This is a genomic window from Allomuricauda sp. F6463D (assembly GCF_023015965.1).
Taxonomy (GTDB): Bacteria; Bacteroidota; Bacteroidia; order Flavobacteriales; family Flavobacteriaceae; genus Flagellimonas.
Genome location: NZ_JALKAN010000002.1, coordinates 957,064 through 969,842, shown reverse-complemented (window position 1 = coordinate 969,842; position 12,779 = coordinate 957,064). Strand labels below are relative to the sequence as shown.

The 12,779-nt window shown below is 38.4% G+C and carries 7 protein-coding genes; 5 read left to right on the top strand and 2 right to left on the bottom strand.

All coding sequences use genetic code 11. From position 1 onward, the window contains the following. Positions 1-3 precede the first annotated feature (3 nt). From MWU56_RS12790 to recQ, 4 genes are all read left to right on the top strand, one after another. The gene (locus MWU56_RS12790) at positions 4-1,335 is read left to right on the top strand and encodes a vanadium-dependent haloperoxidase (protein ID WP_247044930.1); all 1,332 of its coding nucleotides are present in this window, start codon (positions 4-6) and stop codon (positions 1,333-1,335) included. A gap of 22 nt (positions 1,336-1,357) precedes the next feature. Next, a complete protein-coding gene (locus MWU56_RS12785; RefSeq protein ID WP_247044929.1) occupies positions 1,358-2,257 on the top strand; it encodes a GyrI-like domain-containing protein in 900 nt (299 codons plus the stop codon). Then, on the top strand, positions 2,250-3,104 hold the full coding sequence (locus MWU56_RS12780) for a hypothetical protein (RefSeq protein WP_247044928.1): 855 nt from the start codon (positions 2,250-2,252) through the stop codon (positions 3,102-3,104). The genes MWU56_RS12785 and MWU56_RS12780 overlap by 8 nt, the downstream gene beginning before the upstream one ends. 118 nt (positions 3,105-3,222) lie before the next feature. Continuing rightward, the gene (gene recQ / locus MWU56_RS12775; protein ID WP_247044927.1) at positions 3,223-5,313 is read left to right on the top strand and encodes a DNA helicase RecQ; all 2,091 of its coding nucleotides are present in this window, start codon (positions 3,223-3,225) and stop codon (positions 5,311-5,313) included. Positions 5,314-5,329: 16 nt separating this feature from the next. On the opposite strand, the gene MWU56_RS12770 is transcribed toward recQ, so the two are convergent. Further along, positions 5,330-9,043, bottom strand: coding sequence for a metallophosphoesterase (locus MWU56_RS12770; protein WP_247044926.1), 3,714 nt, complete (start codon positions 9,041-9,043; stop codon positions 5,330-5,332). A 54-nt stretch (positions 9,044-9,097) separates the two neighbouring features. On the opposite strand from MWU56_RS12770, the gene MWU56_RS12765 reads away from it, so the two are divergent. After that, positions 9,098-10,288: a Pycsar system effector family protein gene (locus tag MWU56_RS12765; RefSeq protein ID WP_247044925.1), complete on the top strand. Its 1,191-nt coding sequence runs from the start codon at positions 9,098-9,100 to the stop codon at positions 10,286-10,288. A 1-nt stretch (position 10,289) separates the two neighbouring features. On the opposite strand, the gene MWU56_RS12760 is transcribed toward MWU56_RS12765, so the two are convergent. After that, positions 10,290-12,665 (bottom strand): GAF domain-containing protein, encoded by a 2,376-nt coding sequence (locus MWU56_RS12760; RefSeq protein WP_247044923.1) that lies wholly within the window; start codon positions 12,663-12,665, stop codon positions 10,290-10,292. Positions 12,666-12,779 lie beyond the last annotated feature (114 nt).

Here is a 12,779-nt window from a genome sequence, read left to right as displayed (position 1 = left end):
ATCATGAAAAAAGGAATAAGTCTCATCGCAATAGTGTTATTGGTTCTGACTTCATGTCAAAAAAGACAGGAACCCATCGAAATCACTCCAGAGGAACTGCATGCTTCCATGGACAAGGTTATCGAAGTAATGATTCACGATATCTTTTCACCCCCAGTGGCCAGCAGGATATTTGCATACCCCAATATTGCAGCATATGAAATCATTGCCTTAAAGAATGACAATTATAAATCCTTGACAGGACAAGTAACCAACTTGAAAAGCATTCCTGAACCAAAAAATGAAGAGAACATCAATTTTGAAATGGCCGCACTCATTGCCCATATAGATTTGAACAAAAGATTGATTTTTTCAGAAGATAGGATTGAAAATTTTCGTGATAGTCTATATACTATTTGGACAGATAAGAATGAGCCCGTTTTTAACGCTTCCAAAGATTATGGCCTACAAGTAGCTGATTTTATAGGCGAATGGATGGACAAGGACAACTACAAAGAAACCCGTACCATGCCAAAATTCTCCGTAAACTCTGAAGACCCCTCACGCTGGCAACCTACACCTCCGGCCTACATGAACGGAATAGAACCCCATTGGAACAAAATACGCCCTTTTGCTATTGATTCTGCACAACAGTTCAAGCCTGTTCCTCCGCCGGAATTCTCCATGGAAAAGGACTCCGATTTTTATAAGGAGTTAATGGAAGTGTACGAGGTAAGAAAAAGCATGATAGAGAAAGGGGATAAATCCGAAGAAATAGAAATAGCCCAGTTTTGGGACTGTAACCCCTATGTTTCCGTATCAAGGGGACATTTAATGTTTGCTACAAAAAAAATCACACCAGGTGCCCATTGGATAGGGATTACCAAAATAGCTTCAAGAAAAGTAAATGCCGATTATGCCCAAACAATTTACGCCTATACTAAAACATCAATTGCCATAGCCGATGCTTTTATAAGCTGTTGGGATGAAAAATACAGAAGTAACCTGATACGTCCAGAAACTGTGATCAATGAATATTTGGACGACAGTTGGGAGCCTGTATTACAAACACCACCGTTTCCAGAGTATACCAGCGGACACAGTGTGGTCTCCGGTGCCGCAGCTACCGCCTTAACGGATATCTTTGGTGATGACTTCGCTTTTGATGACGATACAGAAGTAGCCTATGGTCTTCCAATCCGTTCTTTTACCTCCTTTAACCAAGCTGCCGACGAAGCTGCTATTAGCCGAATGTATGGTGGCATCCATTATAGAGCAGCTATAGAAGTAGGAGTAAAACAAGGTAGGGACCTCGGAAAATTTGTAGTGGATAAATTGGACATGACAAAGCGCTAATTCCTATTTTTGTTGGTTAATTATGAGGAAGATTTATTCAATAGTTCTAGCCCTTGTGGTAGGAGTAGTTTTGTGGTACTTGTTTTTAAAGCCGCAAGATTATCAGGTTAATTTTAAAGCAAAAGCAATTCCTGGAACCATATTCGAAACTGTAAAAGCTTGGAACAACGGTTTTGATTCTGTACACCCTCTGGTCTACATAAATCCAAAACATTTTAAGCAGAAAATTTTTATGAACGATTCTGTCCATTTATATGAATGGAAGATTAGTCCAGTACACGATTCTTTGAGCAAAGTTCAAGTCAATATCAAAGATCAAGACCATTCCATGAGCAATCGTTTGTCAGTACCATTTTCTGATACCGATTTTGAGAAAGGTTCACGAAAATTGCTCTTGGACTTCAATAGTTTTTTGAACGAACATATAAAAGGGTTTACTGTTTCCATTGAAGGTGAGGAAGAAACATTCTCGTCCTATTGTGCATGTGTACAACTCAAAACAGCACCGGAGGACAAGGCTAAGGGCATGATGGCCAATTACAATTTTCTAAACACCATTTTATTGGAGAAAAAAATAACATTGAACGGTCCGCCCTTTGTAGAAGTACTGGATTGGGATTTGGAAAACAATAGTCTTACCTACAACTTCTGCAACCCGATTATTCGCTCCGAAAGGCTTCCGGACCATCCGGATATTGAATATAAACGTATCTTTAGTAAGAACGCCATCAAGGCCGTCTACCACGGAAATTATATCACCTCAGATCGTGCTTGGTATGCCATATTGGACTACGCAGAACAGAACAACATACCTGTTGAGGACAAACCACTTGAAATTTTTAATAATAACCCAAATATGGGAGGTAATGAGCTAGAATGGACGACAGAAATATTTATGCCCATAAAAGAACCCAATGAATAAGATTGCCCTTGTTTTTCTCTTAATGACAATAAATGCTTGTGCCCAGAAAACATACATGGGTGAAATGGACAAGTTGGGCAAGCTTCCTTCTAAATTAAAAGAAGTTTCCGGAATGGAAATTACTCCTGATGGAAAAATATGGGTGATTGAAGATAGCGGGAACAAGGATAAAATATATAGGGTTGATAAGGATGGTGACCTTAAGGAATCTTTAAAAATAGACCATGCCAAAAACCAAGATTGGGAAGATTTGACCATTGACATTGCGGGCAACCTATATATTGGTGATTTTGGCAATAATGCCAATAAGCGCAAGGATTTGGTTATTTATAAAATTCCGAAGGAGGAGATGGACAAAAAAGAACCCAATGCTGACAAAATTGAATTCAAATACCCACAACAAAAGGATTTTCCTCCCCAAAAAGACAGTCTTTATTTTGATACCGAGGGCTTTTTTCACCTAAACGATTATCTGTACATATTTACAAAAAACCGTACAAGACCATACTCTGGAAAGACCTTGATTTATAGAGTTCCTGATAAAGAAGGGGAATACGAGGCTGAATTCTTGGGCTCGTTGTTCTTATGTGCAGACCAAGACCATTGCTCGGTAACGAGTGCCGATATTTCTCCTGATGGCAAAACAATTGCTTTGCTAAGCTATGGGTTTATGTTTTTGCTTACGGATTTTAGTGCTCCGGACTTCACCGAATCTTCATTAAAAATCGTTGACCTAAATACCAATACGCAAATTGAATCGGTTTGTTTTGTGGACAACAAAACGCTTCTTATTGCGGATGAAGAAAACAAACACGGTGGCAGAAAACTTTATGAATATCGATTTTAATTAATTGTCTTCAAGATTTTTTTTAAGACACCCATAAAACACGAAGCAGGATTCAAGATTCGACCAACATTCTCATCTAATTTGTTTTTAATCAATATATTATTGACATTTGGCCACTATGATTCCCAATCAACAACATAGCCTACAACTCTTAAAAAAACACTTTGGTTTTGATTCATTTTTACCTAATCAAGAAGCCATTGTCAACAGTGTTTTAGAAGGGAAAGACCTTTTGGGCATTATGCCCACTGGTGGTGGAAAATCCGTTTGTTTTCAATTACCTGCACTCCTACATGAAGGAACAACCATTGTAATTTCACCACTAATTGCTTTGATGAAAGATCAGGTTGATTCCTTAAAGGCCAATGGTATCCCAGCTGCGTTCTATAATAGTAGCCAAGCCACTGAAATTCAGAATGAGATATTAAATAAACTTCAGAATAAAGAAGTCAAGCTTTTGTATATAGCGCCCGAAAGTTTAGCTTATTTAACACCCATTTTGAACGAGGAAATTGTAAGTCTGATCGCTGTGGATGAAGCTCACTGTATTTCAGCATGGGGACATGATTTTCGGCCTGCTTATACGCAATTGGGGAAATTAAAAGAGGAACTGCCCAATGTTCCCATTGCAGCCTTTACCGCAACAGCAGATAGTGCAACGCAAGATGACATTCTAAAACAGCTAAACATAAGCAATGCCGAGAGGCACATTGCGTCTTTTGATAGGAAAAACTTATTTCTCGAAGTACGTCCGGGAACCAACCGATTTTCTCAAATTATCCGTTTTTTAGAAAAGCGAAATGGTCAAAATGGTATTATTTATTGTTTAAGTCGTAAAGGGACCGAAAAACTAGCCCAAAAATTAAACAGCAATGGATTTACAGCACAAGCTTACCATGCCGGATTGGATATTGAAACCCGTAACAAGGTTCAGGAAGACTTCATCAACGACAGAACACCAATAATTGTGGCCACCATTGCTTTTGGTATGGGCATAGATAAAAGTAATGTCCGTTGGGTAATCCATTATAACATGCCAAAGAACATAGAAAGCTACTATCAAGAAATTGGTCGTAGTGGACGTGATCGCCTACCTGCGCACACCTTGTTGTTTTATAGCTTTTCCGATGTAATCCAACTACGCAAGTTTATTGAAGATTCATCAACAAAAGAGGTGCAGCTGGCCAAATTGGAACGCATGCAGCAGTTTGCAGAAGCCTTGAGCTGTCGGCGTATCGCTTTACTCAACTATTTTGGTGAACATGTTTCCGAAAATTGCGGCAATTGTGATAATTGTAAATCGCCTCCCCATTTTTTTGACGGCACTATTCTGGCCCAAAAAGTCTGTTCTGCTGTATATCGATTACGAGAACAGGTAGCATTAACCATGCTGGTAGATGTGCTCCGAGGCGCACAAAATGCGCAAGTATTGGAAAAAGGCTATCAAAACATAAAAACGTATGGTGCCATAAAAGATGTTTCTTGGCAGGATCTGCAACAATACATCATCCAAATGGTAAATCAGGGTATTTTAGAGATTCGGTTTCATGAAAATGGCCGTTTATTGCTCACTCCGTTGGCAGAACAAATTTTGTTCAAAAATAGAAAGGTACAGCTTGCCACACTTCAAAAAGAGGAGAAAAAAATACAGAGCAAACGCACAGAAAAAGCGTCTCCCGATGGTTTATTTGACAAATTAAAAGCTCTTCGCTCAGAAATTGCCAGCGAAGAAAATGTGCCGGCATATATCATATTCAGCGATGCATCTTTACGTGACATGGAAGAAAAGCTACCCCAAACTGAAGTAGAGTTTATGGAGGTAAGCGGTGTGGGTGAAGCCAAAAAAGATAAGTATGCCCAGCGCTTCCTCAAGGCTATCAATACTTGGCACGACTCCAAAAAAAGTACACATATGGTCTCTTTTTCATTGTTCAAAAAAGGGGTGAAGGTGCCCGAAATAGCCTTGCAACGGGAATTGAAAGAAGATACCATTTATGGCCACCTTACAAAGGCCCACGAAGAAGGGGAAGCCATTGACCTTCACCAATTTATTTCTGAGGAAGAGGTTGAGCATATCCAGGCTGCAAAAGCTGTTCTGGATGGCAAAACAGAAGGTTTAAAACCTTTTTTTACACATTTTGAGGAACAAATCCCTTACTGGAAAATTAGAATGGCATTGTACTTTTTAGAAGAAAACAAGGCTCAATAGGATTTATATAAATCTGCTAAAACCCAAAACCAAGGCCAAAGGAAAAACGTAGTCCATCAGTACTGTTGAAAAGTCCAAAATTAATAGACAGTACATCCGCTCCATTAAGGAAAAACCCACCACCATAAGAATTGTGCCACTTATTTGAATCCTCTCCTGGCAACCAAACACGACCGTAATCAAAACCTCCGTACAAGCCTGGTGTAACTGGCAGAATACCCGTTTTTGTCCGTCTAAAACTATATCGTAGATCGGTATTTTGAAAATACGCTGTTTTCCCAGTAAATCGTTGAAAACGGAAACCGCGGAGTCCATTATCACCTCCTATACTGGCTCCTTGATAAAATTCAAACCCATTTCCAATATTAAAATGCCCTTTAAATTTGGTGGCCAAGACCAATTTGCCATCTGAAGTTAGTTTATGGTCCATGGAAAAGGATGGGATAATATAACCAAATGACTTTGAGGTATCATCCAAATTGGTTTTGAAACCACCTTCCAAAGTTAACCCCATTCCCATGGTTGGAAATGCTTCATTATCGGTATTAAAATAACTGTATTCCACATCCGCTCCCAAAAAGTTTAAGTGATTTTCCTCTCCATCTGCTACATAGAACTGATTGATAAAGCGGTTTTCGGTTTCTTCGACCTCAATGTTTTCATATACCAACCCCAATCGCACTTTAGATCCAAAAAATCCACGCCATACCAAGGAAGGGGCAAATTTCAATGTCTGAATACGAACTCTATTGTAATCCATTCCCAAAGACTCGTCATCATCATTGTTAACGGTTTCGTTTCCGAAACCGAAAAAATTCTGTGTAAAATTAGGACTTGTAAATCTGGCATTTATCTCAAGGTTAACCTTGTTGAATATATGTGCAAACTCTCCTTGGTACCCGAAATCAAAACCATTGGTGGCAAAAAAGTATGCTGCATTTACAGTATGCTGTTGGGTAAATGGATTTTTCCTGAACCCATTAAATGTATAGGTGTTGGCTAGTCCTATTTTTACACCATCGTCCGGGTTATACCCCACTGTTGGCAATAGTTGGTTGTTACTTCCCTTAATATTTAAAAATTGGTACGTATTGCTTTCGTAATCGTTAATGAGCCGGATTTTACCTCCGTAGGCCTCATCCAAAGTATTCTTTTTGGTCTTAAAATCGTAAACTGTTAACTTTTTGGAATCTTCTGTGGTTTTGTAAATGTCATTGTTCTGACCTCCAGCAATGCGAACTTTTATTTTTGAGGTTTCCGTTTTGGCATTGAATACGTCATCATCATCCAAACCGTAAATCCAGATTTCTTTGGTATAATCGGGATTATATTCCTTATTAAAGAAAAGATCTGTGATTTCCCCACCTTTGATTCTGTATACGCTTACCGCTACATTGCCATTAGGCAACGAAACAATATCAAAATAATCATCTTTATCGGTTCCGGTAATCACACTATACTTATTCAAGATAGCGTAATATTCCTTTGCTGTTTCTATTAGGTTTTCCTTTCGGGCAAGAAGTATTTTTTTGATTTCGGTCGTAGTCTTGTCCCTGACTTCTTCGGGGAATTCCAAAAAGGCTTCATCAATAATTTCTTCATTCAAATTTTGCTGAATTAATGTTGCCTGTTCTATCCACATATCCATATCCGCTTCGGACAGCAAAGCCATATCCAGTGCAAATGTCTTTGGTGATGATGTAAACCCTTTTACGCTTCTTATTTTTTCATAAAACCCTTCAAAAATACGAAGGGAAGGAACTGCTCTGGAACCAAAATTCATAACTAGACCATCCCCCCAACGGGAAAACACTTGGTCTCTATCCCTTGCAATTGGTTTATACACCTTGTCACCATCTACATTCTCAAATTCTGCCCAGCGCCATTGATCTATGTGTCTGTCCCAGTCCCCAACAAGAATATCAAAAAGTCGTGCTTTTATGTATTCCTTCTGATCTATACTATATTCTTCGTCTTCCCTCAGTTTCTCCATAAGGTCGTACGTACTCTCAATCTTCTTAGTGTATCCAAAGCTTTTCAAATTATCGTGTTCATCGGATACGTGTTCTTCAATCATATACAGTTCATCGCCAAATTCCTTGTTAAAATCACCTAAAACAGATTGTTTGGGCACATAATATAACTTAGGGTTGGTATGGTACATTCCAAGTGCATCCGATAATTTGGCAATGGTAAATGGGGCGTAAGGATGTGCACCCGTATATAGATCCAACAATAATTTTTCCGTATATGTGTCCTCAAATTGCCCTATAATGTATTGATCTTGAAAAGCAATTGCCTGTAGATACCTTTCAGCACTTTTCCTTAACCCCCTCATCACATATTCCCTGCCTTTTTCATCAGCTAATCTCAAAGAGTTGGATTGGTTCCCGCCTCCTTTACGAACTACGGTTAGACCTCCCAACAATGTATCCAACCGTACCGTGGGTGCTTTAACCTTGGTGCCATAATATTTTCTGTACCGCTCGCCCCACAACCATTTATGAAATCCACTAACCTCTATTTGTTCAGATTCGTATACTGATGCCATTTTTGAGGCTGGAAAATCATTTAAAAGTTCTATTTTTTTAGTTGATCTATCTGGCGGCAACACCTCTGTTTGAAACAGTAATGTATTGGTACTTGCATCCGCACTATAATAGTTTACTTGGGAAGAACCATCTTTGAATATTCTCAATATGGCATAACCATTTTTTCCAGTTGAAAACTTACTGCCATTCAACAATCGAGTTGCCCCTGTTTTGGCTCCAGAACCACTCACTATCTGTGGTTTTCCATACTCTTCAATATATTGAAGGGAGTGTTCGTGACCCGAAGCAAAAATAATTTTATCGGAATATTGGGAAAGGGTCACAATCCTATTCTTTAATTCATTGTACCTCACATTGGACTGGTCTTCTGCAGTGGCTCCCGAAGTTTTTCTCAAAAGATTGATTACCGAACCTAAAATGGGCAACGGTACCTTACCAGCACTGGGATACAAACCCCGTTCAAAAGAAAATTGTCCGCCGTGTGAACCATATGTGAACATGGGATGGTGCAACGTAATTAGCACGGTTTTATCCCTGTTCTTTTTGATTAAACTCTCTAGTTCCTCAAAAAACCGACCTCTATCCTTTATTTCACATTCATCATTTATGGTAGGGTGCTTGTCCCAATTAACAAGGTACCATTCCGTGTCAATGGCAATGACCATGATATTTTCATTGATTTCAATTTTTTCAATGGGACAACCGTTCTCAGGCTGAAAAGCTTCCTTATCATCCAATGCATCCTCAATATATTCTTCTTCTCTTTTAAGTCCTTTTAGACCGCCACTATACCAATCATGGTTGCCCGGGATAAAAATTGTTTTTCCCTTAAAGTTTTCCAGTGTGGTCAACTGTGCGTCCAAATAATGTTTAGAACGCTCGTATCCTTCCTTATCGGCATCTTTGTCCACAAATCCAGCTGGATAGATATTATCACCCAAGAAAATTACTGTGCTATTTGAATTGGCCCCATCAAGAACTTGTTTAAACCGTTTTAAGGTAGGGTTCAATTCTCCCATGGGCGATTTGCCCGCATCACCAATTAGATAAAAAGTATGTTCCACCTCCCTTTTATTTAAATCGGCAGAATGGATAAAGGGTTCAGCATACTTGGTTTCGTAGGTGGCGCAACCATATGCCAGAACAACTAACAAGGCAAGTAAGTAATGTTTCTTCATATCCCACAAGGTTGATTCCAAAATTTTGTAATTTGGATATCTTAATTAAGAGATATGTCGGAAATTGTTTCTAAAACTAAACACTTTGTTTCTGAGTTGTTAACTGAGAAGCTTGACTCCAGGTTCTTATACCACAACTTGCGACATACTCAACGGGTGGTTAAAAGTACTAAAGAATTGCTCAATTATTGTAAGCTGAGCGAGACAGAAAAAGAAAGAATACTGCTTGCCGCTTGGTTCCACGATGTTGGCCATATAGAAGGAATGACGGACCACGAAGAAATAGGTTGTAAAATAGCCTCCGATTTTCTCAAAAAAAACGATTACGACCCAAAAGGGATTGAAAAGGTGTGCACCTTGATTCTTGCAACAAAGATGTGCCACGAACCTTCCAATTTAATGGAAGAGATAATTCGAGATGCGGATATCTCTCATTTTGCCCAGAAAAGTTATTGGGAAACAACTGACTTTTTAAGAGATGAACTCAGAGAATTGGGGATTGCCGATTATACACCCAAACAATGGCGGGAAAAAAATATTAAAATGTTCCGCAAACACACTTTTTATACCGATTATGCTAAGGAGAACTGGGAAGTTGGGAAACTTAAAAATTTAAACCAACTGCTCAGAGAAAAGAAAGAAGAGAAAAAAATCGCAAAAAAAGAAGCTCTCAAAGCAAAATACAAAAGTGAAAGCCCTGACAGAAGTGTACAGACTTTATATAGGGTTACTTTGAGGAACCACCTTAAACTCAGTGATATTGCCGATACCAAAGCAAATATTTTGTTATCCGTAAATGCCATTATTATTTCGTTGGTACTGGCCAATTTGCTCACTAAACTGGATAATCCTTCCAACACCTATATGATCTATCCCACGTTTATATTAATATTATTTAGTGTTATTTCCATGGTACTGTCTGTTTTAGCTACAAGACCAAATATTACAAGTGGTAAGTTTACCAAGGAGGATGTAGAAAAAAAGCGGGTGAACCTTTTGTTTTTTGGGAATTTCCATAAAATGAAGCTCGAAGAATATGAATGGGCTCTACAGGAACTGACTAAAGACAAGGATTATGTATACTCGTCCCTGACAAAAGACCTTTACTACTTAGGTATTGTACTAAATAGAAAATATAAGATTCTTCGAGTTACCTATAATATTTTTATGTTCGGTATAATAATATCGGTAATTGCTTTTGGCATTGCCTTTAGGTTTTTTGGCCCAGAAAGGTTGGTTTTTTAAATCACGCGTTTAATTCTGCCATTAAATCATCATAGGTATAGGTACGCTCGGATTTTTTATCTTTTTGATATAAAATCTCAACTCGAATGGCTTTTAATCCTGATATTCCCTGAACCCCTTCCAGTTCCACAATTTCAATATTGTTGGTGAAATAACCTTTGGCTTTTAAAAAACCAATATACCTTAGGTACTCTTTTTCATCCTTACGTTGTGAATATACAATTGCAAGCTTCCCTTTTTGTGTAAGGCGTTCGTTGGTCCCCTTGATATAGGATTTATCTATTCGTTTTTTAATAACCTCATATCTGGCGTTATATGTGCCATCAACATCAAAACGTTTTTCATCCATTCTAAAACGAATTGCCAAAGAGGTGCTGTATACCAAAACCAAAGATGCCACATCCAATTTAACTGGCAAATAAGGTTTTAAAGCGTAATATTTATTCTCCATTTCGCACATGGTCTGGAGCTGCCATAATCTTAGATTGCTCAAAAATAGTTCGCTGAATTCTCTACCGTTTGCAATAGAACTTCCTATATATATATTATGTTCCACCCCATCGGTTTTATAGCGTTCAAAATAGTGTGGAAACATGTTCTGTGCCTCTTCCTGTTTTTTATCCAATAGGGCTGCCAGTTTCATGTTCGCTTCCATTACACTGTTATCGTAATTCCTGCGATGATCGTAATAGCTTTCTGTGACCTTATCGATTTTCTGGTTATACGTATCCAATAGGGCCGCTATCTCTGTATCTTCTTTTTGAAAATGATTGAATACGGGATCCACCTCTTCTTTTACAAAATCAAAAACTGCCTGTTCGGTGTGTGTGTACAGCGCTTCTTTGACCTCATTTAAATAATTGTTCACTCTAAACATCAACTCCTCATATATTGGGAGCTTGTATTTTTCAAATGCAATCTGCAGTACATCATTGATTTCGGAAAGCTGGATCATTAAATCCCTCTGAATGGCCAGGTTACGCTGTTTTGCAGAATCTTTTATATCTATTTGGCCATATAACGGATACACATCCTTGAAAACGATTTCTTTAAAGACGGGTTCGTTTCCGGCTAATTCGTCCGCCATAAATCTTTTCGCCTCTTCTTGAAACTTCCAATATACGGATGGATGCACCGAGGTACACTCATGTTGTATAACAGCATCTATTAGATTTTCTTCTTCCTCAATGGTTCTCATTACCGCAGCGATAATATATGGCATTACATCATCCAACTTATTTGCGTTGACACTATTGAGCTCATTGGTTTTTCCGGATACCAGCTCGAGTACCCCCAATAATTCTCCATTTACGGAAATTGGGGCTAAAATGGCACTCTTAATACCTTGATCCATCAAGTTTTTATAGGGCTGAACCTTCCCCTCGGTCTTTTCGTAGTATTTCTCCACATTGGAAATGGCGAAATACATGTTTTCCTTAAATAGTTTTCCATGAGAATATGTGCAAAATGTAGAGTCGCATTCCTCTTTTTCCTTTCCGTTAAGAATATAGCTGTCCATACCTTTGCCATATATCTTAAAAAAGTGGTTTGTTCCTGAATCATATCCAGCAAACCCCACCTTTATCCCGTTTAGATTGAAGAATGACCTAAACGTATCCTCAAAATTCTCCATGAATGACTCCTTGCCTCTTTGGGTTCTGCCAATCAAGGATGATTTTATTTCCGAAACGGAATGCTCTGCCGTTACATCGAACATATTGGATATAACAAAGCCTTTGGCGACAAAACTATTTGGAGGAATCTTCTCTTTCCAAAGGTCTAAATTGTAAAAATTGTCCAACAGTTCGTCCACATCCGTTTGGGTAATTTCCTTGGCCTTAACTGTGGGGATGATTTCCATAAAATCCGCATTATATAGAATACGGTACCTACGCATTACACCATTCGTATCCGGAATATCGTAAAAGAAAGGGCGCTTAAAATCCAGATTGTATCCGTAATAAAACTTAAGTATTACCGTACACCTCATAATATACCCATATTCGCGGGGTATATTGGTTATTTCCAGGTCAAAATCATCTCCAGCATCCTTTAAGATTTGACGAAAACGTTCAGATGAATTGAAGACCAGATTTTCAAAAGGCGTAGATGCGGTTTTAATCTCGTTCTTTGTCAAAATGGGAGCAAATGAATCTTCCAGTATGACACCAATTACATCCCTGTGTTTGTGCAGTAAGGACAAATCGGAAATACCTTCCCTTAATTCTGGATAAGGGGCCTGTGTATCCAACACATATTTTGCCCGCTCAGCAATTTGTGGATTGGAGTCCGTGAGTTGTTCATCATAATGCTCCAATAATTTATTGAAACTTACTAATTGAACCAAAGGGCTTTCCGAATGGTAGTCGTGCTTCATACCCAGTTAGTCGAGGTTTAGAAAGTAAAGTTACAAAAAGTAAATATGTGCGTCCTTTTCTAGATATATTTATGGACAAATCACCATTTTTAAAGATATTTAGCAAAAAAATAT

Excerpts from the sequence above, each read along its gene's own strand:
- MWU56_RS12780 (WP_247044928.1), top strand. The coding sequence starts at position 2,250 with ATGAATAAGATTGCCCTTGTTTTTCTCTTAATGACAATAAATGCTTGT.
- recQ (WP_247044927.1), top strand. The coding sequence starts at position 3,223 with ATGATTCCCAATCAACAACATAGCCTACAACTCTTAAAAAAACACTTT.
- MWU56_RS12790 (WP_247044930.1), top strand. The coding sequence starts at position 4 with ATGAAAAAAGGAATAAGTCTCATCGCAATAGTGTTATTGGTTCTGACT.
- MWU56_RS12770 (WP_247044926.1), bottom strand. The coding sequence starts at position 9,043 with ATGAAGAAACATTACTTACTTGCCTTGTTAGTTGTTCTGGCATATGGT.
- MWU56_RS12785 (WP_247044929.1), top strand. The coding sequence starts at position 1,358 with ATGAGGAAGATTTATTCAATAGTTCTAGCCCTTGTGGTAGGAGTAGTT.
- MWU56_RS12760 (WP_247044923.1), bottom strand. The coding sequence starts at position 12,665 with ATGAAGCACGACTACCATTCGGAAAGCCCTTTGGTTCAATTAGTAAGT.
- MWU56_RS12765 (WP_247044925.1), top strand. The coding sequence starts at position 9,098 with ATGTCGGAAATTGTTTCTAAAACTAAACACTTTGTTTCTGAGTTGTTA.